Here is a 24,093-nt window from a genome sequence, read left to right as displayed (position 1 = left end):
TTCGGCGGTCGACGCAGCGATGTCCGTACGTGCCAGCCGTACGGAGGTCAGCGCCCTCTCAGCCCGGTGCTCCGAGCTCCCGCGATTGCAAAGGTGCCACCACGCTAGCGCTTCCCCCGTACGGAGGACCAGAGGGGGTTGCGATGATGCGGGGCGTGACCCCCACGGAACAGCAGACCCGCACCGACGTCCCCCACCCCGGCCACGGCGCCTCCCGGGCCCATGGCCACTCGCACGGCCACTCGCACAGCCACGGGCCGCCCACGCCCGTCTCCGCGCACCTGCGCAAGGTGATCGCGGCCGTGCTCATCCCCTTCGCCGTCGCCGTGCTCGCCGGGCTGATCGTGATGTGGCCGGGCGGAGCGCCTCCCCACAAGCACTCCGGGCTCGGTCTCGACCAGCAGACGCGGTCGGGGCGGGTGGTGAAGATCGAGGAGATCGACTGCGCCAAGGCGGGTGCCCAGCCGCAGGCGCAGTCCGCGCAGCCGGGCGGCGCGGCGCCGGCTCAGGGGCCCTGCGAGAAGTCGGAGATCGAGGTGACCTCGGGCCCGGACAAGGGCCGCACCTTCACCGAGCTCGTGCAGCCGAGCGCCTCGCGCCACTACTCGGTGGGCCAGGAGGTCGTCCTGGCGTACGCGCCGAAGGCGCCGAAGAACCTGCAGTACGCGGTCAGCGACGTGGACCGGACGCTGCCCATGGCGCTGCTCGCCGGGCTGTTCGCGCTGGCCGTCGTGGTGGTCGGGCGGCTGCGCGGGGTCTTCGCGCTGGTCGCCCTGGTGATCAGCTTCGGGGTGCTGACGCTGTTCATCCTCCCCGCGATCCTGCACGGCTCGGACCCATTGCTGGTGGCCGTGATCGGCGGCAGCGCGATCATGCTGATCGCGCTCTACATGTGTCACGGCCTCAACGCCCGGACGTCCGTGGCCGTCGTCGGCACGCTCACGTCCCTGATGCTCATCGGCCTGCTCGGCGCGCTGTTCACCCAATGGGCCCACCTGACGGGCGACACCGACGACCAGACCGGTCTGGTGCACGGCCTCTACCCCGGGATCGAGATCCGCGGCCTGCTGCTCGCCGGGATCATCATCGGCTCCCTCGGCGTGCTCGACGACGTCACGGTGACGCAGACGTCGGCGGTGTGGGAGCTGAAGGAGGCGGACCCGGACGCGAGTTGGCGCAAGCTCTACGGGGCGGGGATGCGCATCGGGCGGGACCACATCGCGTCGGTGGTCAATACGCTGGTGATGGCGTACGCGGGCGCGTCCCTGCCGCTGATGCTGCTGTTCTCGATCGCGGACAGCGGGATCGAGCGGGTCGCGACGAGCGAGATCGTCGCGGAGGAGATCGTCCGGACGCTGGTCGGCAGCATCGGGTTGGTGGCCTCGGTGCCGGTGACGACCGCGCTGGCGGCGCTCGTTGTCAGTGCCGACCGGCACAATACGAGGACGAGGGCGAAGTCGGGCCCGAGGGCGCGGGGGGCGTCGCGAGGCGGGAGGCGCCGTCGGGCGAAGTGATCGCGGGGGGGGCGGCAAGTGGTCGGGGAACAGGGCAGGGTGACGGGGACGATCGGCCCGGGGCTGGTCGGCGAGGTGATCGTGCGGGTCAGGGGCGGCGCCGAGGCCTTCCTGGCGTACGCGGTGGAGGCGGGCGAGCGCCTGGAGCGGGGGACGGTGGTGGTAGTCGTGGAGTATCAGCCGCCGCGCACGGTCTATGTGGCGGCCGCCTACGGCTGATCCGCACGGGGAGAGCGGGGGTTCACCGGACGCACGGTGTCAAGAAAGCGCCAAGAAGCGCGGAGCTCTTCACCACCGGCCTGCGCGGGAGCACACTTTCGATCACAGGGCTCCGAACCCAGGGGCCGCAAAAGGGGGGCTGAGCGATGCTCATCGGCATCGTGGCGGGGGTTGTCGTCGTCGGCGTCGGCATCATGATCGGGCTGTTCAAGCTGATGTGGCGGGTGGCGGAGCCCAATGAGGCGCTGGTCATCTCCGGTTCCAAGCACCGCACCGAGGGCCTGGAGGAGGGCATGGGCTTCCGGATCGTCACCGGTCGCGGGACGCTCGTGCTGCCCGGGGTGCAGGTGGTGCGGAAGCTGTCGCTGGACCTCAACGAGGCCGATCTGAACGTGGATTGCGTCACCAAGCAGGGCATCCCGCTCAAGGTGCACGGCGTGGTGATATTCAAGGTGGGCGACGACTTCGTGTCGATCGCGAACGCGGCCCGCCGCTTCCTGGACCAGCAGAAGCACATGGGCGACCGGGTGCACAACGTCTTCGCGGGTCACCTCCGCTCGATCGTCGGCGGGCTGACGGTCGAGGACATGATCCGCGACCGGGAGCGGCTGACCGGCGAGACCCGCTCCGCCTCGGGCTCCGAGATGGAGAAGCTGGGCCTGATCATCGACTCCCTGCAGATCCACGAGATCCAGGACCCCACGGGCTACATCAAGAACCTCTCCGCGCCGCACGCGGCCGCGGTCCACCGGGACGCGCGGATCGCGCAGGCCGAGGCGGACCGGCTGGCCACGGAGGCGGAGCAGCAGGCCGCGGCCCGGATGTCGGAGGCGACCCGCGACAGCGAGATCCTCCAGGCCGGCTATCAGGCCGAGCGGGACAGCGCGGCGGCCAAGGCGCGGCAGGCGGGCCCGCTGGCGGACGCCGCGGCGCAGCAGGAGGTCGTGGTCCAGGAGACCCGGGTCGCCGAGCTCGCGGCGCAGCGCAAGGAGCAGCAGCTCCAGGCGGACGTCCGCAAGCCGGCGGACGCGGCGGCGTACGAGAAGCGGACGCTGGCCGAGGCGGAGCGCGACGCGCGGATCTCCGCGGCGCAGGCGAAGGCCCGGGAGACGGAGCTGGCGGCGGCCGCCGAGGCGACCCGGGTGAAGGCGGCGGCGGGCGCGGAGGCCGAGGCCACCAAGGCGCGCGGTGCCGCGGCCGCCGCGGCGACCCGGGCGACCGGTGAGGCCGAGGCCGCGGCCGCGCAGGCCAAGGGTCTGGCGGCGGCCGAGGCGGCGCGGGCACAGGGCCTCGCCGAGGCCGAGTCGATCAAGGCCAGGGCGGCCGCCCTGGCGGAGAACCAGGAGGCGGTGGTCGCCCAACAACTGGCCGAAAACTGGCCGGAGATCGTGCGCGCCGGGGCGGAGGCCTTCGGAAACGTCGATCATATGGTGCTGCTGAACGGGGCGGACGGCATGTCCGAGCTGTTCGCGAAGGCCCTGACGATGGGCGGCACGGGCCTGGGCCTGGCGCGGCAGCTGCTCGCCGGCATGGGCACGGCGGAGGGCCCGGGGGCGAACGGCCTCGGCGGCGCGGCGGCGGGCGGCGGCACCGGTGGCGTCGGCGGCACTACGGCCCGGGGCGGCGGCGGGAGCCCGGCGGGCCGGGGACCTGTGTCCGCGCCGCAGGGCGCGGCCCCGCGCTCGGAGCGGGTGACGGTCCAGAAGGACGATGGAGCCATTCCGGGCCGCTAACCAGCGTTCTGCCCCTCGGGGTTGCCGGCGAGGATGTTGTCGAGAGCGGCGGCGAGGTCGTACTCGAAGTCCGCGACCGTGCGCTCCTCGCCGAGGGGTGCGATGCGGTCGGTCCGGTCGAGGAAGGCCACCAGAGGCGCCGCCCCGGCTCGGAACAGGGCCCCTTCGCAGCCCACTTGCAGCCGGATGAAGACGTCCGAGAGGTGCTCGGCGGAGGCGGGGGCGATGTGCACATCGCCCTCGCCGGACGGCTGGCTGAGTCCGTCGAGCAGCAACTCGCGCGCGAACGCCCAGGTCACCGGGGCGTCCCCGGGCAGGTGAAAGGTGAATTTCACCGCATAAGGGTCGCTGCTGTCGTAGACCAGCCCCACCGGAATCCGGAAGGACAACTCCTCGGAGACGAGGAAGGTCATGATCACTTCTGCCTGAACCGTTTCACGCATCGCCCAATGCCCCGATTCGTCGTTTTGGCCGGGATTGGCTCCCTTATGTCCAAAGACTCCGTCATTCGACGGCATCCATGGATCACGGGGAGTGATATTTCAGATACCGATAGAGATCGAGAGTGAGCTTACGAGCTCTATGACTCTGGAGCGTAGCGACTCGACTACGGGGCGGAGTCGTTCCGGGCGTTTCACGGCAGAGAAATCGCCACAGCCGTCAACACCGACCGTGGGCGACAGTCGGAAGGCGGTGCCGAGGGCCGGTGCGGGTGACGTACTCCTGTCTCCCGCACACCGATTGGATCCGCCTACCAGTCGCCCTTGGACGACGAGGACGACGTGAACTTCCTGACGACGAAGATCAGACCACCGACGAGCGCCACCAGCAGCAGCGCCTTGAAGAGCAGCGCGATCACAAAACCGAGCGCGGTCATGATCAGGCTGCCGAACACCATCAGGACGAGGACCGGCACGGCGATCCACTTAACCCACCACGGGAGTCCTGCGAAAATCCCCTTCTCACCCATGTCGTCCGTCCCTGCTTTCCGCTTCGTGGAGCTCCTCGCGGAGCTCCTCGTGAGGCTCTTCGTCGAGCCGGAGCGGAACTGCTCCGGCCTCGCTCTCGATGCTAGGACGACCCGGTGGGCCGGCGGGGGCCCCGCAGCCCCCGTCCGTCCCTGAGCGACCCCCTACGGGATCCCGGGGTTCCGGGTCAGCTCTCAGGCGGAGAGAAGACCACCAGGACCCTCAGGTCCTCGCTGATGTGGTGGAAGCGGTGCGGCACTCCGGCCCGTACGTACACCACGCTCCCCCGCGCCACCTCGGTCGTCTCGTCGCCCACCGTGATCGCCGCGCGGCCGCTCATGACCATGTAGACCTCGTCCTGCGCGTGCGGCGTCTGGGGGTCGGTGTCCCCCGCGTCGAGCGCGTAGAGACCGACGGACATGTTCCGCTCGCGCAGGAACTGCAAATAGGCACCCTCATTGGCGGCCCGCTCCGCCTCCAGCTCGTCCAGCCGGAACGCCTTCATCTCTCGCCCACCTCGTTACCGTCCCTCGCTGTCGCCTTGCTGTGCGTTGCCGCGCAGGACCTCGGCAGCCGATCCCGTCTGCAACGATCTCACCATGAAGAATTTCGTAGTCAAGACGATCGCCAACGCGGCGGCCCTGGCGGTCGCCATCTGGCTGCTCAAGGGCATCACGCTGTCCGGTGAGAACACCGTGCGCAAGGTGCTCACGCTCATTCTCGTCGCGCTCGTCTTCGGCGTGGTCAACTTCATCGTCAAGCCGGTCGTGAAGCTGCTGTCGTTCCCGCTCTTCATCCTGACCCTCGGCCTCATCACGCTGGTGATCAACGCGCTGATGCTGCTGCTGACATCGTGGCTCGCGGGCAGGCTCGGCCTGGCCTTCCACGTGGACGGCTTCTGGAGCGCGCTGGTCGGCGGCGTGATCATCTCGGTCGTGGCGTGGGCGATGCACGTGATCCTGCCGGACGAGAAGGACTGACCGCCGCACGGGACAAACGCACCGAATGCACGGAACGGGCGCGGCAGGCGCGAGGCACCACCGGAGGGAGCACAGATGACAGGCGACGGCACCCGGGTCGTACGGGCAGGTCTGCCGGAGCCGCGGGCGAACGAGCCGGCGCTCCCCGGCCCCGCCTTCGCCGCCCACTTCCACCTGCCGGGCGAGGTCACCGGGCCGTACACCTACGGCCGCGAGGCCAACCCCACCTGGACCGCGCTGGAAGAGGCGATCAGCACGCTGGAGGCCCCCGGCGGCGGGGCCGGGACCGTGGTCTTCCCCTCCGGCATGGCCGCGATCTCGGCCGTGCTCCTGTCACGGCTGCGCCCCGGCGACACCGCCGTGCTCCCCGGCGACGGCTATCAGCTGCTGCCCGCCCTGCGGGAGCGCCTGGAGGGCTTCGGCATCGTCGTGCGGACCGCGCCGACCGGGGGCGACGCCCAACTGGCCGCGTTGGAGGGCGCGCGGCTGCTGTGGATCGAGACCCCGTCCAACCCCGGTCTCGACGTGTGCGACATCCGCCGCCTCGCCGGGGCCGCGCACCGCGAGGGCGCGCTCGTCGCCGTCGACAACACCCTCGCCACCCCGCTCGCCCAGCGCCCCCTGGAGCTGGGCGCCGACTTCTCCGTGGCGAGCGGCACCAAGGCCCTCACCGGCCACGGCGACATCCTCCTGGGCTACGTCACCACGCTCGACCCGGAGCTCACGGCGGGCGTACGGGCGTGGCGCAAGGTCACCGGAGCGATCCCCGGCCCCATGGAGGCCTGGCTGGCGCACCGCTCCCTCGCCACCCTCCAGTTGCGGGTCGACCGGCAGGCCGCGACCGCGCTCGCCCTGGCCGAGGCCCTGCGCGACCGCCCCGAGGTCACCGGCCTGCGCCACCCCGGCCTGCCCACGGACCCCGCGCACGAGCTCGCCGCGCGCCAGATGCACGGCGGGCGCTTCGGCTGCGTCGTCTCCTTCGCCCTCCCGGACCGCGCCCACGCGGAACGTTTCCTCACCGCCCTGCGACTTGTCGACGAAGCCACGAGCTTCGGCGGCGTCCGCTCCACGGCCGAGCGCCGCGGACGCTGGGGCGGCGACGCGGTGCCGGAAGGTTTCATCCGCTTCTCCGTGGGGGTGGAGGACACGGAGGACCTCGTGGGCGACGTGCTGACCGCCTTGAACGAGGCCGGTGGGACGGCGCGTTGACCGCGCGCAAGAAGACGGCTCAAGCCTCCCCCCTCTTGGCTTGAGCCGCCGCGGCGGGCCGGGGAACACACGACCAGCCGCGCGACCAAGGCTAGTTGACTCTGCGTCAGTGTCCAATCACTCCGACGACACAGCCCTATCGACTTATTTATAGTTCCCGTACGAGCGAGTGCCTCGGCCCAGGGGAGCAAGCATGGACCTGACCCTGCTACGCACATTCGTCACGGTGCACCGGGCCGGTTCCTTCACCCGGGCCGCCGCCCTCCTCGGGCTCTCCCAGCCGGCCGTCACCAGCCAGATAAGGGCACTGGAGAAACAGCTGGGCCGCCCCCTCTTCCTCCGGCAGGCGCGCGGCGTCACCCCCACCGGCATCGGCGACGAACTCGCCCACAAGGTCGCGCCCCACGTCGACGCCCTCCTGGAGATCGCCGAGGCCGGCGGGCTGGACGACCCGTCCGCCAGCAGCACGCTGCACCTCGCCGGCCCTCCCGAGTTCCTGGCCCTGCGCGCCCTGCCCGCGCTCACCCCGCTCATCACCCAGGGACTCGCGGTCCGCGCCGCGCACGGGACCGCCGAGGAGCTCTTCGAGGGACTCGCCGCGGGCCACCACGAGCTCGCCATCACCACCTCGCGCCCCCGCGGACGCCTGCTGACCGCCACCCCGCTCTGCGACGAGGAACACGTCCTGGTCGCCGCCCCGCGCTGGGCGGCCCGTCTCGGCGGCGCGGCCGTCCTGCGCGACAAGGGCGCCCCGGCGCTGGAGCACCTGCCCGTCGTCGAGGTCCACGAGAGCCTGCCGCTCGTCACCCGCTACTGGACGGCCGTCTTCGACGCCGAGCCCGTCACCAACGGCAGCGTCATCGCCCCCGACCTGCGCGCCGTCCTCACCTGCGTGGCCGCCGGGGCAGGGCTCGGCGTGCTGCCCCGCTACCTCTGCTCCGACGCCCTCGACACCGGGGAGATCGTGGCCCTCCTCGACCCGCCCGTCCCCCCGCTGCGCACCTATTTCCTGGTCGTACGCACCGGCAGCCTCGCCCACCCGCACCTCGCCCGCGCACACGAGTGGCTGCTGCGCGCTGCCGTCTCCTGGTGAGAAAGGCCCGCACGGAAGGGTTTCACCAGGGCATTCACGCGGCAGATGTCCCCTATGACCGAACGTCCAGTGGTCAAGCGCACCGCACGTGCCATCCTGCTCGACAGCACCGCACCGGGGTCCGCCGACGGCCCCGATCCCGAAATGATCCTCATCAAGCGCACCAAGCCCGGCGAGGAGCCGTACTGGATCACGCCGGGCGGCGGCATGGAGCCCGAGGACTCCACCGTCGTCGCCGCCCTCCACCGCGAGGTCGACGAGGAGCTCGGCGCCAAGGTCGTCGACGTCGTCCCCGCCTTCGTCGACACCGTCTCCCACTCCACGCACCACGCCGCCCACGGCGTCAAGGTGCAGCACTTCTTCGTCTGCCGGCTCGCCTCCATGGACCTCGCGCTGCGCCACGGCCCCGAGGTGGACGAGCCGTGCGGGACGTACGAGGTCGTGCGCATCCCCTTCACCCGCGCCGGGATCGCCTCCGTCGTGCTGGTGCCGCCGTCCCTGCGCGCGTATCTCGACGCGAACATCGAGGGCGTGCGGGCGCTCCTGGCGGACGACCTCGGCTGACGCCGCCGACAGACAGGCCAGTCGGCAGCGGCGTCAGTCCGTGGGCGTGCCCCTCAGTTCGTCCATCGCGTCGTGCCGTATGCGGTCCTCCGGCACGCCGATGCGCTTCAGGGTGTCCACACCGCTGCGGATCATCCCCGGGGGCCCGGAGAGATAGGCGTCGTAGGCGTTCCACGGGCCGTACTGCCGGACGATGTGCGGCAGTTGCCCGACCAGACCGCGGGTCGGGCCTTCGGCGACGACGGGGCGGACGGACAGCCAGGGGTGCGAGCGCTGCAACCGCAGCATGGTGTCGATGTCGTAGAGGCCGTCGTCGTGGCGGGCGCCGTAGAAGACCTCGACGGGACGGCGCCTGCCGTGCTCGGCGACGTCCTCGACCAGCGCCTTGATGGGCGCGATGCCGGTGCCGCCGCCCAGGCACAACAGGCCGTTGTCAGTGGTGTGGTCCACAATCATGGAACCGGTGGGAGGACCGAGTCGCAGGACGTCGCCCGGGCGGGCGCGATGGACGAGCGCACCGGACACCCACCCGGCCGGAACGGCCTTGACGTGGAAGGAGAGCAGCCCGTCCTGGCGGGGCGCGGCGGAGAAGGAGTAGTGCCGCCATATGCGCGGCCACCAGGGGGTTTCCAGGCTGGTGTACTGCCCGGCGAGGAAGGGATAGGGCTGATCGGGCCGTACGGTCACGACGGCGACGTCCGGTGTGCGCAGCTCATGGCCGATGATCTCGGCCTGCCACCAGGCGGGGGAGCTCGCCTCGTCCTCGGCGGCCGCGTCGATCATGATCTGTGAGATCGCGGTGTAGACCCGCACCCAGGCGGCCTCGGCCGACTCGCACCAGGAGTCCTGCGCGTAGCGGGTGAGCGAGGCGATCAGACACTCGCCGACAGCGGGGTAATGCGAGGGCAGCGTCCCGTACTTGCGGTGTCCGCGCCCGAGCCGGGAGAGGTAGGCGGTGAGCGTGGGGGCGTCGTCCGCGTGTCGCGCGGCGGTCAGCAGCGCCTTGAACAGCCGGTCGCGCTGGAGGTCCATCGCGGCGGGGAAGAGGGCCCGCAGATCGGGGTGGCGCACGAACAGTAATGCGTAGAAGTACGAGGTGACCTTGTCGGCGACGGGCTCGATCTCGGCCAGGGTCCGCCGGATCAACAGGGCGTCGGCGGAAGGTGGCTGCCCGGGCTCCGCCGCGGACTCGGCGGGCGGCGCCGGGCGGGTGGGGCGGTCCGGGGGAAGCTCGGCCGGGCGCTGGTGCTCGCCCTGGGAGCCTGCCCGGTAGGGGGGCCGAGGCGGTTCGGTGCCGGCTCGGCGGGAGGGATGTTCGTCCGGGCGGTGCGGATGGCCCGCCGGACGTTCCTCCGGACTCGCGTAGTGGCGGCGCACGGGGTCAGCCGGGGGGCGGTCCGCGACCGTGCGGGCCGGGGTCACGGCCCGCACGGGCACCCACTTCGCGGCGCGCGCGGCGGGCCGCTCGGGTGGTGGGCCGTCCGGTCTCACCGGGGGGCCGTCGGCCGGGCCGCCGCCGCGGTCGCCCGGAGGGCTGCCGCCCGCCCGCCTTCCGGGGCCGGGCCGGGTGAACCAGCCCCGGTCACCCCCGTCGGCGTCGCCGCCGCCGTCTCCCGCCGTGGTGGTCGGAGCGTCCCTCATCGTCTCGCCTCGAACATGTCTCGGTCGGTCCTCCCCCTTCCGACCGAGCCGGAAAGGTGCCGTCCGCGCAGCATGCCACTTTCTTGTGGAGCTCCGGGGAAATAGCGAGAACTCCCGGTAAGGCTCGGACGGTTGAGGCTAGGCTGACCCGATTCCGGCCGCCGCCCCGGGGCTCCGCACCAGTTCGTAGGCCGCCCTGAGGTCCGTGCCCGTGTACGCGTGCGCCGCCACGTCGCGCACGTGGTGGTCGGCGTTCACCGCCACCGACACCCGCACCGCAGCGAACAGCTCCGCGTCCGACATCGAGTCGCCGTACGCCACGCAGTCCGCCCGGCCCAGCCCGTAGCGCGCGCAGAGCTCGTCCGCGATCCGCACCTTCGCGTGCGCGTCGAGGATCGCCGCCGGGTCGACGGGGTCACGGAAGGGGACCGCCGGCCAGCGGGAGCCGTGGGCTGCGTCCGCGCCCCAGTCCAGCAGGCGCTCCACGAAGAAGCCGGGCGACAGCGAGATCACCGCGCACCGCTCGCCACGGGCCCGGATGTCCGCCCACACCTCCCGGATGCCCTCCATCCAGGGCGCGCCGTCGAAGGCGGCGGCGATGTGCTCCTCGGTGAGTCCGCTCCACAGCTCGCACGCCAGGGCGGCGAAGCGCGGAGGGGTCAGCTCCCGGGCGGCGAAGGCCCGCTCCAGCTCGCCGGTCTCGCGCTCCAGGCCGAGCTGCCGGGATATCTCGACGGCCGCCGCGGACCCGCGCATCAGGGTCCCGTCCATATCGAACAGATGCAGTCTGGTCACGGTGTCCGAGGGTAGGCGGCGCGGTGCCTCAGCGCCTGATCAGCTGGGTGGCCTGCTCGTCCAGGTCGGCGGCGGGCTCGGGCGGCGGCCTGCGCGCCGAATCGCTGATCTTCAGGAGCACGGCGATGAGCACCCAGTTCGCCACCTGCGAGGAACCGCCCGCGGCGAGGAAGGGCAGGGCCTTGCCGGTCAGCGGCAGCAGCCCGGTGACGCCGCCCGCGACCACGAAGACCTGCAGGGCCAGCGCACCGGCGAGGCCGGTCGCCAGGAGCTTGCCGAAGGGGTCCCGGGCGTCCAGGGCCGTCCGCAGACCGCGCTCGATCAGCAGCGCGTACAGCAGGAACACGGCCATCATGCCCGCGAGCCCCAGCTCCTCGCCGACGGTGGTGAGGATGAAGTCGCTGCGCCCGGCGAAGCCGATGAGATCGGAGTGGCCGCGTCCGAGTCCGGTGCCGAGGACGCCCCCGCTGCCGAAGCTGAAGAGCGCCTCCGCCGCCTGCGGGGAGGTGAGACCGGCCGGCGGGTGCGGGAGGTAGTAGTCCATGGGGTGCAGCCAGGCGACGATGCGCCCGTGCACGTGCGGCTCCATGGAGCCCACGACGAACGCTCCGACGGCGAACATGCCCATGCCCGACACCACCCAGCTGGGCCGCTCGGTCGCGGCGTAGAGCATGATGACGAACAGCCCGAAGAAGATCAGCGACGTGCCGAGGTCCCGCTCGAAGATCAGCACGAGCAGGCTCAGCACCCACACCGCGGCGATCGGCCCGAACTGCCGCCCGCGGGGCAGATAGAAGCCCAGCACCCGCCTGCTGGCCAGCGCGAGCGCGTCCTTGTGCATGGTGAGATACCCGGCGAAGAACACCGCGATGGCGATCCTGACGAACTCGCCGGGCTGGAAGGACAGCGCCCCCAGCCGGATCCACCGCTTCGCGCCGTAGGAGTCGCCGGGGAAGAACGCCGGCGCCATCAGCAGCACCAGGGCGGTGAAGACGGTGACGTACGCGTACCGCTGGAGGTGGCGGTGATCCTTCAGGAACACCAGGACGGCCAGCAGGACGGCCAGTCCGATGGCGCTCCACATCACCTGGTTCGACGCGGCCGGCGGCGAGTGGTAGCGAATGGCGTACGAGATGTCGAGCCGGTGGATCAGCACCAGGCCCAGGCCGCTCAGCGCGAAGGCGAGCGGCAGGATCAGCGGATCGGCGTGCGGGGCGAAGCGGCGCACCGCGAAGTGCGCCAGCGCGGCGGCGGCCACCAGGCCGACGGCGTAGCCGAGCAGCTCACCGGGCAGCTCACCGGTCGTGGCCAGCCCCACCGAGGCATAGCCGAACAACGTCAGCAGCACTCCCGCACCCAGCAGCAGCAACTCCGCGTTCCGGCTGCGCGCCGTGCGGGCCGAGGCCCTTGCCCCAGCGCTCATCCTGTCCCCCTCGGCTCGGACGGTCCCCGCCTCTTTCGACGGGTGACCGCACTTCTCCTACTCCAAGGAGGGGAACGGTACGGGAAAAGGTTGCGTGATTACGCAACCTTTGAAGAGGGCTATGTCACGCACCTCCGCCGTGCCCTTGATCGAACGCGGGCCGGGACCCCTGCAGGAGCCCCGGCACCCGGTCAGCCGCCCAGCACCGCCGCGATCGCGGTGGCCGCGATGCCGTGGTCCTGGTCCGGCGCACCGCCGCCCACACCGATCGCGCCGATCAGCCGCCCGGCACGGTGCAGGGGCACCCCGCCGGCGATGAAGAGCAGCGGCCGGTCGAGCGCGGTCGGCAGCGTGTGGAAGAGCCCGCCCGGCTGCACCGCCTCGACCAGATCGGCGGTCGGCGCGTCCAGCTGCACCGCGGTGAACGCCTTGCGGGTGCTCGTCTCCCCCGCGATCAGCACCGCCCGGTCGTCGCGGCGGAAGGCCAGCAGGTGGCCGCCCGCGTCGAGGACGCTGACGGCGATCCGTACGCCCTGCTCGTCGGCGGCACGGCGGGCGGCGGCAATGAGGGCCTCCGCTTCGTCCGTGGTGAGCGGGAGGACGGGGGTGGAAGTGGTGTCGGTCATGACGTGGTGCTCCTAGCGGGATGCGTACGGTGCTTCGGTGGTGGGAGAGGACGGTGCGGCGGACCGCGCCGTGATCCGGCTGCCGCCCCCGTCCGTGCGCCGCTCCAGGACGGCGGAGAGCACGGCCAGGGCGAGCGCGGAGGCGGCCATCACGGCGCCGACCCAGGTGGGGGCGGCGTAGTCGAAGCCCGCCGTGATGACGAGCCCGCCGAGCCAGGCGGCGATGGCGTTGCCCAGGTTGAAGGCGCCGATGTTGACGGCGGAGGCGAGGGTCGGCGCGTCGGCGGTCTGGTCGAGTACGCGCTTCTGCAGCGGGGGTACGGACGCGAAACCGAAGGCCCCGATCAGGGGGATGGCGACGGCGGCGGCGACCTTGTCGTGCGCGGCGAACGGCATCAGCGCGAGCACGGTCGCGAGCGCGCTCAGGGAGACGTACAGCAGGGGCATCAGCGCACGGTCCGCGTACCGCCCGCCGACGAGGTTGCCGACGACCATGCCGAGGCCGAAGAGGACGAGCAGCCAGGTCACGGAGGACGGCGCGTAGCCCGTGACGTCGGTCATCATCGGCGCGAGGTAGGTGTTCATGGTGAAGACGCCGCCGAAGCCGAGCACGGTCATCCCCATGGCGAGCAGGACCTGGGGGTTGCGGAAGGCGGCGAGTTCGCCGCCGACGCGCGACCGCCCGGCGCGCGGCTCCTCGGGCAGCCGGGGCACGAGCGCGGCGATGCCGAGCACCGCGAGCACGCCGAGCCCGGCGATGAGGAAGAAGGTGAGGCGCCAGCCCGCGTTCTGGCCGACCACGGTGCCCAGCGGCACACCGACCACGTTGGCCACGGTCAGGCCGGTGAACATCATCGCGATCGCGCCCGCCTTCTTCTGCGGGGCGACGAGCCCGGCGGCGACGATCGCGCCGATGCCGAAGAACGCGCCGTGCGCGAGCGAGGCGACGATCCGCCCGGCGAGCATCAGGGCGAAGACGGGGGAGGCGGCGGAGAGCGCGTTGCCCGCGATGAACAGCCCCATCAGGGCCATCAGCATCCGCTTGCGGGGCACGCGGCTGCCGATGATCGCGAGGATCGGGGCGCCCACGACGACGCCGAGCGCATAGCCGGTGGTCAGGTATCCGGCGGTGGGGATGGACACGCCGAACTCGTCCGCGATCTCGGGGAGCAGCCCGGAGGTCACGAATTCGGTGGTGCCGATCCCGAAGGCGCCGATGGCGAGCGCCAGCAGGGCGAGGGGCATGACGGGTCCTTCAGCAAAGGGGGTGGGGGACGGCCGCGAGGACTGATTGCAGGCGAGCCTTACGAGCGTCCACAATAATTGCAGACGCGGGTTACTTGCAAACGCGGGCTATTGCGCCGGAGGGCTATCCTGTCCGTACGGGCCCGGGACGTACGGCATGTACGTCCGTGCGTGCTCCCAGTACGTGGCGCCCGTCACGAAGACTCCGCATGCGAAGGAGGGCCCGCCCCATGTCCCGCACCCCGGACCCCGCTCTGCTCGGACTGGCACAGGGCTGGTGCGCGCTCTCCGCGCTCCACGGCCGGATCGAGGCCCACATCGAGCGCGCCCTGCAGTCCCGGCACGACCTGAGCGTGCGCGAGTTCGGCGTCCTCGACGTGCTCAGCCGCCAGCACAACGGCGAGGGCGGCCACCTGCGCATGAACGAGGTCGCCGACTCCGTCGTCCTCAGCCAGAGCGCGACGACACGCCTGGTCAACCGCCTGGAGGACCGCGGTCTGCTGACGCGCTACCTCTGCCTCACGGATCGCCGGGGCATCTACACGGATGTGACGGAGGCCGGTCTGGCACTGCTCGCGGAGGCGCGGCCGACGAACGACACGGCACTGCGGGAGGCGCTGGACGAGGCGTCCAAGCGGGCGGAGCTGGCGCCGCTGGTGGCGGCCGTGGAGTCACTGGCTCCGGTGGGGTGACGGCGGGGCTCTCCCCTGCCCGTCCCTTCCCCGACCGGGGGAAACCCTCAGACCCCCGAAGCGGACAGCCTCAACTAACGCGCGCGCAAGCGATGCGCCTTCTGCCGGCACGCCCCACCGCAGTACCGAGCCCGCCGCCCCGTACGGGCCACCGCCACCGGCTCCCCGCACACCGCACAGGCCGTTTCGTCACGCCCGGCCGGGATGGCGGGAAGTTTCGTTACGTTCCGGCCCGGCCGGAGGCTGTCGCACATCAGCGCCGTCATCCTCCCGGGCGCCCCCGCCGGCCCCCGCCGACGCTCCATGGACAGGCACCCGAAGAGCAGCGTGACGACGTCCTCGACCTCGACGTCCTTCCTTACTGCGCCCGCTTTCTGAGCACGCGTCAGCAGTACGCCCAGCGCCTCCTGGAAGCCCTTCTCCACACCCGGGGTCGGCTCGAAAAGACCCTCGGCGCTCGCCTCCAGCGCCTCCAGGAGCGCTCTGTTCCGCGCCGAGAGCCGCACCACCGCCGCCAGGTAGCGGAAGAACACCGCTCCGGGATCGGGTGCGTCCGCCAACTCCCGTGCCGTATCGGTGAAAAGCCGTATCCGGTCCACGACCGTGGCCCTGAACAGCGCTTCCTTGGAAGGGAAATGACGGTGGACCGTGCCCGTGCCGACGCCCGCGCGACGCGCGATCTCCCCGAGCGGAACCCCCAACCCCCGTTCCTCGAAGGCCGATCGGGCCGCATCGAGGATGAGTGCCCTGTTGCGGCGGGCATCTGCGCGGAGGGCCGCCGGGGCGGGCACCGGTGCCGCCGTGTTCCAGCGTCGCGACATGCGGGAAACCTCCGGAGGGGCGGAAAACCAAAACGGGCCGAGCGTTCCGATTCTATCCGGGCGGATGAGCGAGGTGCGGCAGCAATCAAAAACGGGACGAAAGCATAAAAAAGGGCCACTGCCGGTGCATAACGCACCGACAGCGGCTCCCGCTGCCTCGGAGGGCCGGGCTATGGGGCGTCAGCCCTCGAGCACCGCGTCCCAGGCCGCACCCACGGCCTCCAGCGCCTCGTCCGTCCCACCGGCCGTGATACCCAGCGCCCGCAGCCCGGCGGCGAGCGCCGACAGGGAGGCCAGGACGACGGCACGGTCCGCGGCGAGGCCGTAGTGGTTCACGCGGATCATCTCCTTGGCGAGCGCCCCGGCCGCCGCCTGTACGGGCACGGTCCGGTCGGCGGCCAGCGCCGCCGCGACGACCTCCCGGGCGTCGACGCCGTCGGGGGCGCGCAGGGTCGTCGCGGCGGGGGCGGCGTCCTCGTCACGCGTGACGTACGGGGAGAGGGCGCCCAGCGCCCGCACACCCGCGCGGGTGGCCGCGGCGGCGGCCCGGTGCCGGGCGATCACGGTGTCCAGGCCGGCCGCTTCGATCCGGTCCACCGCCTGCTCCAGGGCGAGCATCTCCAACTGCGCGGGGGCGTGCGGAAGCGCCGTACGCCCCCCGTCGATCCAACGCTCCTTCCAGTCCAGGAGGGAGAGGTACGAGCGGCGCGGGGCCTGCTCGTTGGCCGCGATCCGCTCCCACGCGCGGGCGCTGACCGACACGGCCGACACACCCGCCGGGCCCGCCATCGCCTTCTGCCCGCCGATGACGCACAGGTCGACGCCCCACTCGTCCGTGAGCAGCGGCTCCGCGGCGACGGACGCCACCGCGTCCAGCATCAGCAGGGCGCCGTGCTCCCGCACGACGGCCCCGATCGCGGCGACCGGGTTGGTGTTGCCGGTGGCCGCCTCGGCGTGCACCAGGCTGACGAAGTCGATCTCCGGGTGCGCGCGCAGCGCCTCGGCCACCTGCTCCGGGCCGACCGCGCCGCTGAACGGCGCCGTCACCGTGATCACCTCGGCGCCGCAGGAGCGCAGCCAGCCGCCGAACGTCTCCCCGTACGGGCCCGTGATGATGTTCAGCGCGGTGCTGCCGGGGCGCACGGCGGAGCGGATGCACGCCTCCAGGGGCAGCAGCGCCTCGCCCTGCATCGCGACGACGCTCTCGCGCGTGCGCATCAGTGCGGCGACCTTGTCCTCGACGCGCGCGAAGTGCGCGGCGCCGAGCGGTTCGAGGTCGAGCAGGACCGGTGCGGTGTTCGCAGTCACGGTGGCCTTCCAGGGTGGTATCGCGCCGCGTGCCGGCGCCCGCCAATCTCTCCCCGACCCTACGTCCGCGCCCCGCGCGACGCCCCCGCCCTACCGCCAGGCGGCCTTCCCGACCCCGCCGGGCACCGCGTCGCCCTGCTCGTACGGTTCGCGGGTGAGCACGAAGGTGCCGACGTCGAGGTGGCTCACCGCGCCCTCCGCGGTCCGCACGACTGTCAGCGTCTCCCCCGCGTAGTACGCGTCGAGCCCGGTCCAGGTGTCCTCGCCCTCCGCGCGGAAGCGCGAACTGCGGCCCGTGCCGGAGAGCGGGGTCAGCTCCAGCCCCCGCCCGGCGCGCAGGCGCAGGGCGAACGGCGCGGCGCCCCAGTACCAGGGCCCGGTCAGCTCCAGCAGCGCGCTGTCCACCTCGCCGAGCGGGCGCCAGGGCCGGGGGATCCGCGGCTCGCGGCTCGCGACCGCCTCCACCAGGTCCGCGGCCACGGGATCGACCACCGGGCAGGAGGTGCGGTTGGTCAGGACGACCCCGGCCAGCGACTCCTCCGGGCTCGCCCACAGCGTCGCCACGAAGCCGGGCAGCGATCCCGTGTGACCGATCAGCGTGCGGCCGTTCCGGCGGACCAGCTGCAGGCCGAGGCCGTAGCCGGACGTCCAGCCCGGATCCTGCGGCCCGGACTCCGGCACCCGCATCCTCGCGACGGCCTCCGGGCCGAGCACGCGTTCGTCACCGTCCAGCAGGAACGCGGCGAATCTGCACAGGTCCTCCGCCGTCGACCACACCTGCCCGGCGGGTGCCATCCGCCCGGTGTCCACGGCCGGTTCCGGAAGGAGCGCGTCCGCCCAGGGGTGCACGGCCCAGCCCTCCGCGCACGGCGTCTCGGGCTCGAGCGTCGTACGGTCCATGCCGAGCGGCGCCAGCACCTCGCGGCGCAGCGCCTCCCCCCAGGGCTCCCCGCGCAGCCGCTCCACGAGCGCGCCGAGCAGCGCGTAACCCGGGTTGGAGTAGTGGTAGAGCCGGCCGGCCGGGTGCCGCTGGGGGCGCTCGCCGAAGATGTCGGCGAGCTCGGGGCGCAGCGCGCCGTCCGTGCGCTCCCACCAGGGTCCGCGCGCCTCAGCGGCCAGGCCGGAGGTGTGGGACATGAGCTGCGCGACGGTGGCCCCGCCGGCCGCCGGGGTGTCGAGATAGGTGTCGAGCGGGGCGTCGAGATCGACGAGCCCCTCCTCGTACAGCCGCATGACCAGGACCGCGACCAGGGACTTGGTGATCGAGCCGATGCGGTACTGCGCATCGGGTCCGGGCACCGCCCCGGCGATCTCCCCCCGCCCCGCCGACCACACCATGCGCCCTTCCCGCATCACCGCTCCCACCAATGAGGGCGTACGTCCCTCCGACTGCGCGGTGGCGACCAGGTGCAGCAGGGCCCGCCGGGTGGCGGGGAGCAACTCGGTGAACTGGGGACCATCCATGGACACTTCGTACGATGCGGTCATGTCCGCACCCTACCCATACGGGCCACGCCGCGGCCTGGCCTTGACGTCCACGTCAACGTCTACGGTCGTGTTCATGCGCATCGGGGAACTGGCCCAACAGGCGGGCACCACCACTCGCACCCTGCGGCACTACGAGTCGCTGGGTCTCCTGCCCGCCCGCCGGGCCGGCAACGGCTACCGCACGTACGACGAGGACGACCTGCGCCTCCTGCGCCAGATCCGCGTCCTCCAGGACTTCGGGTTCGGCCTGGAGGAGACCCGGCCGTTCGTGGACTGTCTGCGCGCGGGCCACCCGGCGGGCGACTCCTGCCCGGCCTCGCTGGAGGTCTACCGCCGCAAACTGGCGGAGCTCGACGACTGCATCGGGCACCTGCGGCGCGTACGGGCGGAGGTCGGCGCCCAACTCGCCCGCGCCGAACGGGAGACCGCCGCGCTGAAGGCCGCGGCGGAGGTCCCGGGAGGCCCGCCCCCGCTCTGCGCGCTCGCCCCGCCCGACATCGAAGAGGAGCTCAGCACACCATGACGACCGGCACAGGTTCCCTGTCCACCACGCACATCCCCTCCGTCACCGACGCCACGTTCGCCACCGAAGTGCTCGCCTCGGAGCTGCCCGCACTCGTCGACTTCACCGCGGCCTGGTGCGCGCCCTGCCGCATGATCACGCCCGTCCTCGCCGAGCTGGCCCGGCAGGAGGCGGGCCGCATCAAGATCGTTCAGCTCGACGTGGACAGCAACCCGCGGACGCAGGCGACGTACGGCGTCCTCTCCATGCCGACCCTCCTGCTCTTCCGCGCCGGAACCCCGGTGCGCTCCGTGGTCGGCGCCCGCCCCCTGCGCCGCCTCCGCCAGGACCTCGCGCCCGAACTCCCCTGGATCGCGCCCGAATGAGGCGACGGCCCCGGTGACCTACAACTCCCGCGTCACGTCTGGGCCATGTCGACAAAGCGGGAGTAGTGGCCCTGGAAGGCCACCGTGATCGTGGCCGTCGGACCGTTTCGGTGCTTGCCGACGATGATGTCGGCCTCGCCCGCGCGGGGCGACTCCTTCTCGTACGCGTCCTCGCGGTGCAGCAGGATGACCATGTCGGCGTCCTGCTCGATGGAGCCGGACTCACGGAGGTCGGAGACCATCGGCTTCTTGTCCGTGCGCTGCTCGGGGCCACGGTTCAGCTGGGACAGCGCGATGACCGGCAGTTCGAGCTCCTTGGCCAGCAGCTTGAGGTTTCGGGACATGTCCGAGACCTCCTGCTGGCGGCTCTCGGCGCGCTTGGCGCCGCCGGACTGCATCAGCTGGAGATAGTCGATGATCACGAGCTTGATGTCGGCGCGCTGCTTGAGGCGGCGGCACTTGGCGCGGATCTCCATCATCGACAGGTTCGGGGAGTCGTCGATGTAGAGCGGCGCGGCCGAGACGTCGGGCATCCGGCGGGCGAGGCGCGTCCAGTCCTCGTCGGTCATGGAGCCGGAGCGCATGTGGTGCAGCGCCACCCGCGCCTCGGCGGACAGCAGGCGCATCGCGATCTCGTTGCGGCCCATTTCGAGCGAGAAGATCACGCTCGGCATGTTGTGCTTGATCGAGCAGGCGCGGGCGAAGTCCAGCGCGAGTGTCGACTTGCCCATGGCGGGACGGGCGGCGATGACGATCATCTGGCCGGGGTGCAGGCCGTTGGTCAGCGCGTCGAGGTCGGTGAAGCCGGTGGGGACGCCGGACATCTGGCCGCTGCGCGAACCGATGGCCTCGATCTCGTCGAGGGCGCCCTCCATGATGTCGCCGAGCGGCAGGTAGTCCTCGCTGGTGCGCTGCTCGGTGACGGCGTAGATCTCCGCCTGGGCGTTGTTGACGATGTCGTCGACGTCGCCGTCGGCCGCGTATCCCATCTGCGTGATGCGCGTGCCCGCCTCGACCAGCCGGCGCAGCACGGCGCGCTCGTGGACGATCTCGGCGTAGTACTCCGCGTTGGCCGCGGTGGGGACGGACTGGACCAGGGTGTGGAGATACGCGGCGCCGCCGACTCGGGTGATCTCGCCGCGCTTGGTGAGCTCCGCGGCCACGGTGATCGGGTCGGCGGGCTCGCCCTTGGCGTAGAGGTCGAGAACGGCCTGGAAGATCGTCTCGTGCGCCGGGCGGTAGAAGTCGATGCCCTTGAGCACCTCGACGACATCGGCGATGGCGTCCTTGGAGAGCAGCATGCCGCCGAGCACGGACTGCTCGGCGTCGAGGTCCTGCGGGGGAACGCGCTCGAAGCCCTGCGCCCCCTGGGAGGATCCACCGCGGTCCCAGGAACCGCCGTCGTCGCCACCGCGGTCGTGCCGCTCACCACGGGTCTGGCCGTCGCCTCGGCGGGGGCGGGAGACGGGGAGCCGGTCGCCGGGGCCGGCGTCCGCCCAGGGGTCGTCCATGGGCTCGGGGATGCTCACCCCGCCACCTCCTCCCGTCCGCAGTGCGGACCTCGCCGTGCTGTTCTTTCTTACGGCACGGCTCTGACAAATAAGACGCCCGACTCCGGTTCATGTGCATCGAGTTCGTGTCGATCTCGTAAGGTCTTCGGAGCCGGAACAGGCGCCGGGCGCCGGTCCACGGTAGGCCCGCGGGCACCGTCAGCCAATCTGGTTATCCACAGGGCATGTGGATGATGGCCCCCATCCTGTGGAGAACCCCCCGGATCCTGTGTACGGCACGGGGGAAAGCGCTGTGGACAAACACACAATCACCCCCTCCGCACCCATCTGACCTGCACTTTCCCCATCCACCGGCTGTTGAGGAGAAAAACTTTCCCGCTCGGCGCAAGATCGCGACAAACGACGCAGAGAAGATCGCCGCAGCGCGTTGAATGTAAGGGTCACTGATGGCTTGCAGTGATTACCTGTGGAAGATTAGGTTGAGAGCATGACCAAGGCCCCCGCGCGAGGACCGCACAGCGCCCGCAGCCACGACCGCGAGATCGTCTCGCTGGCCGTCCCCGCCTTCGGCGCACTCGTCGCGGAGCCCCTCTTCGTCATGGCCGACAGCGCCATCGTCGGCCACCTCGGCACCCCCCAGCTCGCCGGGCTCGGGGTCGCCGCGGCCCTGCTCACCACCGCCGTCAGCGTCTTCGTCTTCCTCGCCTACGCCACCACCGCCGCCGTCGCCCGCCGCGTCGGCGCCGGTGACCTCCAGGCCGCCATCCGCCAGGGCATGGACGGCATCTGGCTCGCCCTCCTCATCGGCGCCGCCGTCATAGCCGTGACGCTCCCCGCGGCGCGCCCGGTCGTCGAGCTCTTCGGCGCCTCACCGACCGCCGCCCCGTACGCCACCACCTATCTGCGGATCAGCGCGCTCGGGATACCCGCCATGCTCGTGGTGCTCGCCGCCACCGGCGTCCTGCGCGGCCTCCAGGACACCCGTACGCCGCTGTACGTCGCCATCGGCGGCTTCGCCGCCAACGCCGCCCTCAACCTGGGCCTCGTCTACGGCGCCGGGCTCGGCATCGCGGGCTCCGCCTGGGGCACGGTCATCGCCCAGTGCGGCATGGCCGCCGCCTATCTCACCGTGGTCGTCCGGGGCGCGCGACGGCACGGCGCCTCGCTCCGCCCCGACGCCGCCGGCATCAGGGCCTGCGCCCAGGCCGGAGTGCCCCTGCTGGTCCGCACGCTCTCGCTGCGGGCCGTCCTCATGATCGCCACCGCGGTCGCGGCCCGGCTCGGTGACGCCGAGATAGCCGCGCACCAGATCGTGCTGACCCTGTGGAGCCTGCTCGCCTTCGCCCTGGACGCCATCGCCATCGCCGGACAGGCGATCATCGGGCGCTACCTCGGCGCCGGGGACGCCGCCGGGGCCCGCGCGGCCTGCCGGCGCATGGTGCAGTGGGGGATCGCGTCAGGAGTGGTGCTGGGGGTGCTGGTGGTGGCCGCGCGGCCGCTCTTCATCCCCCTGTTCACCTCCGACGCCACCGTGCGGGACGCCCTGCTGCCCACCCTCTTGATCGTGGCGCTCGGCCAGCCGATCGCGGGCGTCGTCTTCATCCTGGACGGCGTGCTGATGGGCGCAGGGGACGGCCCCTACCTCGCCTGGGCGATGCTGGTGGTCCTCGCGGTCTTCGCGCCCGTCGCGCTGCTGGTGCCCACGCTCGGCGGCGGGCTCACGGCCCTGTGGTGGGCGATGACTCTGATGATGACGGTGCGCATGCTGAGCCTGTGGCTCCGCACCCGCTCCGGCCGCTGGATCGTCACCGGCGCGGTACGGGCCTGACGGCACGGGCGGGCCCGGGCTTCCGATGCCCGGAAACGGCGGAAGGGCCGCACCCCGAGGGGTGCGGCCCTTCTCACGCTACCGATCGCGAGGCGATCAGGCAGCGACGACCTCGATGCCGAGCTTGGCAACGACATCGGCGTGCAGGCGCACGGAGATCTGGTGCGAGCCCAGCGTCTTGATGGGCGAGCCCACCTCGACACGGCGCTTGTCGACCTTCGGGCCACCCGAAGCCTCGATCGCCGCAGCGATGTCGGCGGGGGTCACGGAGCCGAACAGGCGGCCGGCGTCGCCGGCACGGGTCGCCAGGCGCACCTTGGTGCCCTCCAGCTGACCCTTGACCTCGTTGGCCTGCTCGATCGTGGCGATCTCGCGGATCTTGCGACCGCGACGGATCTGCGCCACGTCCTGCTCGCCACCCTTGGTCCAGCGGATCGCGAAACCACGCGGGACCAGGTAGTTGCGGGCGTAGCCGTCCTTGACGTCGACGACGTCACCGGCGGTGCCGAGGCCGGAGACCTCGTGGGTGAGGATGATCTTCATTTTTCGGTCACCCTTCCCTTATCGCGCGGACGAGGTGTAGGGCAGCAGCGCCATCTCACGGCTGTTCTTCACGGCCGTGGCGACGTCACGCTGGTGCTGAGTGCAGTTGCCGGTCACGCGGCGGGCACGGATCTTGCCGCGGTCGGAAATGAACTTCCGCAGCATGTTCGTGTCCTTGTAGTCCACGTAAGCGGTCTTGTCCTTGCAGAACGCGCAGACCTTCTTCTTAGGCTTGCGCGGAGGCGGCTTCGCCATTGTCTCTCTCCTGTGTGATCAAGAAGTTGTGGTGCTTCGCCCTCGGACCCTTGCGGGCCCGGGCCCACGAAGGGCCTAGAAGGGCGGCTCGTCCGAGTAGCCGCCGCCGGAGTTGCCGGAGCCGCCGCCCCAGCCGCCTCCGCCGCCGCCCTGCTGGCCGCCGGACGGAGCGCTGGTCGCCCACGGGTCGTCGGCGGGAGCCCCGCCGCCACCCTGCTGGCCGCCGGCGGGGCCGTTGCCCCAGCCGCCGCCCTGCTGGCCGCCACCGCCGCCGCCAAAGCCACCACCCTGCTGGCCACCGCGACCCGAGGTCTTGGTGACCTTCGCCGTGGCGTTCTTCAGGCTGGCGCCGACCTCTTCGACGTCGAGCTCGTAGACCGTGCGCTTGACGCCCTCGCGGTCCTCGTAGGACCGCTGCTTCAGCCGGCCCTGCACGATGACGCGCATGCCTCGCTGGAGCGACTCGGCGACGTTCTCCGCCGCCTGCCGCCACACCGAGCACGTGAGGAAGAGGCTTTCGCCGTCCTTCCACTCGTTGGTCTGGCGGTCGAAGGTGCGGGGAGTGGACGCGACGCGGAACTTCGCGACCGCCGCACCGGACGGGGTGAAGCGCAGCTCGGGGTCGTCGACGAGATTGCCGACGACCGTGATGACGGTCTCGCCTGCCATGGATGAACCTCTCGGCGGGTGTGCTGCTGGCTGCTTGCTACTCGTTGCGATGCAGCCCGATTACCTCTGAACCGCTGGGG

General features: G+C 71.7%; 26 protein-coding genes. 11 read left to right on the top strand and 15 right to left on the bottom strand.

The features are described 5' to 3' along the window. The first annotated feature begins 146 nt into the window (after positions 1-146). From DXZ73_RS22510 to DXZ73_RS22500, 3 genes are all read left to right on the top strand, one after another. Complete coding sequence (locus DXZ73_RS22510; RefSeq protein ID WP_116215772.1) at positions 147-1,514, top strand: YibE/F family protein; 1,368 nt, start codon at positions 147-149, stop codon at positions 1,512-1,514. Positions 1,515-1,532: 18 nt separating this feature from the next. Continuing rightward, complete coding sequence (locus tag DXZ73_RS22505; protein ID WP_116212889.1) at positions 1,533-1,733, top strand: hypothetical protein; 201 nt, start codon at positions 1,533-1,535, stop codon at positions 1,731-1,733. 146 nt (positions 1,734-1,879) lie between these two features. Then, positions 1,880-3,466 carry an SPFH domain-containing protein gene (locus tag DXZ73_RS22500; protein ID WP_116212888.1) on the top strand — a complete coding sequence of 529 codons (1,587 nt, stop codon included), beginning with the start codon at positions 1,880-1,882 and terminating at the stop codon, positions 3,464-3,466. Here DXZ73_RS22500 and DXZ73_RS22495 read toward each other — a convergent pair. The 3 genes from DXZ73_RS22495 to DXZ73_RS22485 form a co-directional block, all read right to left on the bottom strand. After that, the gene (locus DXZ73_RS22495) at positions 3,463-3,909 is read right to left on the bottom strand and encodes an SsgA family sporulation/cell division regulator (protein ID WP_116212887.1); all 447 of its coding nucleotides are present in this window, start codon (positions 3,907-3,909) and stop codon (positions 3,463-3,465) included. The two genes, DXZ73_RS22500 and DXZ73_RS22495, sit on opposite strands and share 4 nt — an antisense overlap. A 308-nt stretch (positions 3,910-4,217) precedes the next feature. Further along, positions 4,218-4,436 carry a DUF5326 family protein gene (locus tag DXZ73_RS22490; protein WP_116212886.1) on the bottom strand — a complete coding sequence of 73 codons (219 nt, stop codon included), beginning with the start codon at positions 4,434-4,436 and terminating at the stop codon, positions 4,218-4,220. Between the two features lie 185 nt (positions 4,437-4,621). Beyond that, positions 4,622-4,939, bottom strand: coding sequence for a cupin domain-containing protein (locus DXZ73_RS22485; RefSeq protein WP_116212885.1), 318 nt, complete (start codon positions 4,937-4,939; stop codon positions 4,622-4,624). 94 nt (positions 4,940-5,033) lie between these two features. On the opposite strand from DXZ73_RS22485, the gene DXZ73_RS22480 reads away from it, so the two are divergent. The 4 genes from DXZ73_RS22480 (at position 5,034) to DXZ73_RS22465 (ending at position 8,280) form a co-directional block, all read left to right on the top strand. Continuing rightward, complete coding sequence (locus tag DXZ73_RS22480; RefSeq protein WP_116212884.1) at positions 5,034-5,414, top strand: phage holin family protein; 381 nt, start codon at positions 5,034-5,036, stop codon at positions 5,412-5,414. Between the two features lie 75 nt (positions 5,415-5,489). Further along, entirely contained in the window at positions 5,490-6,623 is a 1,134-nt protein-coding gene (locus DXZ73_RS22475) for a cystathionine gamma-lyase (protein WP_116212883.1), read from the top strand. A gap of 193 nt (positions 6,624-6,816) precedes the next feature. Beyond that, on the top strand, positions 6,817-7,716 hold the full coding sequence (locus DXZ73_RS22470; RefSeq protein WP_116212882.1) for a LysR family transcriptional regulator: 900 nt from the start codon (positions 6,817-6,819) through the stop codon (positions 7,714-7,716). A gap of 54 nt (positions 7,717-7,770) precedes the next feature. Next, on the top strand, positions 7,771-8,280 hold the full coding sequence (locus DXZ73_RS22465; protein WP_116212881.1) for an NUDIX domain-containing protein: 510 nt from the start codon (positions 7,771-7,773) through the stop codon (positions 8,278-8,280). A gap of 33 nt (positions 8,281-8,313) precedes the next feature. Here DXZ73_RS22465 and DXZ73_RS22460 read toward each other — a convergent pair whose 3' ends face one another. The 5 genes from DXZ73_RS22460 to DXZ73_RS22440 form a co-directional block, all read right to left on the bottom strand. Next, a complete protein-coding gene (locus DXZ73_RS22460; protein ID WP_116212880.1) occupies positions 8,314-9,921 on the bottom strand; it encodes a globin domain-containing protein in 1,608 nt (535 codons plus the stop codon). 138 nt (positions 9,922-10,059) lie between these two features. After that, positions 10,060-10,716: an HAD family hydrolase gene (locus DXZ73_RS22455; RefSeq protein WP_116212879.1), complete on the bottom strand. Its 657-nt coding sequence runs from the start codon at positions 10,714-10,716 to the stop codon at positions 10,060-10,062. Between the two features lie 28 nt (positions 10,717-10,744). Continuing rightward, positions 10,745-12,139, bottom strand: a complete 1,395-nt coding sequence (locus tag DXZ73_RS22450; protein WP_116212878.1) for an FtsW/RodA/SpoVE family cell cycle protein — start codon at positions 12,137-12,139, stop codon at positions 10,745-10,747. A 191-nt stretch (positions 12,140-12,330) separates the two neighbouring features. Beyond that, the gene (locus tag DXZ73_RS22445; protein WP_116212877.1) at positions 12,331-12,765 is read right to left on the bottom strand and encodes a GlcG/HbpS family heme-binding protein; all 435 of its coding nucleotides are present in this window, start codon (positions 12,763-12,765) and stop codon (positions 12,331-12,333) included. A 12-nt stretch (positions 12,766-12,777) separates the two neighbouring features. Next, positions 12,778-14,010, bottom strand: a complete 1,233-nt coding sequence (locus DXZ73_RS22440) for an MFS transporter (RefSeq protein WP_116212876.1) — start codon at positions 14,008-14,010, stop codon at positions 12,778-12,780. A 230-nt stretch (positions 14,011-14,240) separates the two neighbouring features. On the opposite strand from DXZ73_RS22440, the gene DXZ73_RS22435 reads away from it, so the two are divergent. After that, entirely contained in the window at positions 14,241-14,702 is a 462-nt protein-coding gene (locus DXZ73_RS22435; protein ID WP_116212875.1) for a MarR family winged helix-turn-helix transcriptional regulator, read from the top strand. A 74-nt stretch (positions 14,703-14,776) separates the two neighbouring features. On the opposite strand, the gene DXZ73_RS22430 is transcribed toward DXZ73_RS22435, so the two are convergent. The 3 genes from DXZ73_RS22430 to DXZ73_RS22420 all read right to left on the bottom strand — a co-directional run bounded on the left by DXZ73_RS22430 (position 14,777) and on the right by DXZ73_RS22420 (position 18,319). Beyond that, positions 14,777-15,523: a TetR/AcrR family transcriptional regulator gene (locus DXZ73_RS22430; RefSeq protein WP_116212874.1), complete on the bottom strand. Its 747-nt coding sequence runs from the start codon at positions 15,521-15,523 to the stop codon at positions 14,777-14,779. A 180-nt stretch (positions 15,524-15,703) separates the two neighbouring features. Beyond that, positions 15,704-16,831: a pyridoxal-phosphate-dependent aminotransferase family protein gene (locus DXZ73_RS22425; RefSeq protein ID WP_116212873.1), complete on the bottom strand. Its 1,128-nt coding sequence runs from the start codon at positions 16,829-16,831 to the stop codon at positions 15,704-15,706. A gap of 90 nt (positions 16,832-16,921) precedes the next feature. Next, positions 16,922-18,319, bottom strand: coding sequence for a serine hydrolase domain-containing protein (locus tag DXZ73_RS22420; protein ID WP_425315855.1), 1,398 nt, complete (start codon positions 18,317-18,319; stop codon positions 16,922-16,924). Positions 18,320-18,392: 73 nt separating this feature from the next. On the opposite strand from DXZ73_RS22420, the gene DXZ73_RS22415 reads away from it, so the two are divergent. Both DXZ73_RS22415 and trxA read left to right on the top strand, forming a co-directional pair. Next, complete coding sequence (locus tag DXZ73_RS22415) at positions 18,393-18,842, top strand: MerR family transcriptional regulator (RefSeq protein WP_116215770.1); 450 nt, start codon at positions 18,393-18,395, stop codon at positions 18,840-18,842. Beyond that, on the top strand, positions 18,839-19,207 hold the full coding sequence (gene trxA, locus DXZ73_RS22410) for a thioredoxin (protein ID WP_116212872.1): 369 nt from the start codon (positions 18,839-18,841) through the stop codon (positions 19,205-19,207). Before DXZ73_RS22415 ends, trxA begins: the two co-directional genes overlap by 4 nt. 32 nt (positions 19,208-19,239) lie before the next feature. On the opposite strand, the gene dnaB is transcribed toward trxA, so the two are convergent. Beyond that, complete coding sequence (gene dnaB, locus DXZ73_RS22405; RefSeq protein ID WP_116212871.1) at positions 19,240-20,736, bottom strand: replicative DNA helicase; 1,497 nt, start codon at positions 20,734-20,736, stop codon at positions 19,240-19,242. Between the two features lie 469 nt (positions 20,737-21,205). Here dnaB and DXZ73_RS22395 point away from each other — a divergent pair, with 469 nt between their 5' ends. After that, the gene (locus tag DXZ73_RS22395; RefSeq protein ID WP_116212870.1) at positions 21,206-22,546 is read left to right on the top strand and encodes an MATE family efflux transporter; all 1,341 of its coding nucleotides are present in this window, start codon (positions 21,206-21,208) and stop codon (positions 22,544-22,546) included. 96 nt (positions 22,547-22,642) lie between these two features. Here the strand turns inward: DXZ73_RS22395 and rplI are convergent, their stop codons facing one another. The 3 genes from rplI to DXZ73_RS22380 form a co-directional block, all read right to left on the bottom strand. After that, positions 22,643-23,089: a 50S ribosomal protein L9 gene (rplI, locus tag DXZ73_RS22390; protein WP_102918483.1), complete on the bottom strand. Its 447-nt coding sequence runs from the start codon at positions 23,087-23,089 to the stop codon at positions 22,643-22,645. A gap of 18 nt (positions 23,090-23,107) precedes the next feature. Further along, positions 23,108-23,344: a 30S ribosomal protein S18 gene (gene rpsR, locus DXZ73_RS22385; RefSeq protein ID WP_004950692.1), complete on the bottom strand. Its 237-nt coding sequence runs from the start codon at positions 23,342-23,344 to the stop codon at positions 23,108-23,110. A 75-nt stretch (positions 23,345-23,419) separates the two neighbouring features. After that, entirely contained in the window at positions 23,420-24,013 is a 594-nt protein-coding gene (locus DXZ73_RS22380) for a single-stranded DNA-binding protein (protein WP_116212869.1), read from the bottom strand. Positions 24,014-24,093 lie beyond the last annotated feature (80 nt).

This window comes from Streptoverticillium olivoreticuli subsp. olivoreticuli, from assembly GCF_003391135.1.
Classification (GTDB): Bacteria; Actinomycetota; Actinomycetes; order Streptomycetales; family Streptomycetaceae; genus Streptomyces; species Streptomyces blastmyceticus.
This window is presented reverse-complemented; position numbering and strand designations above follow the sequence as displayed.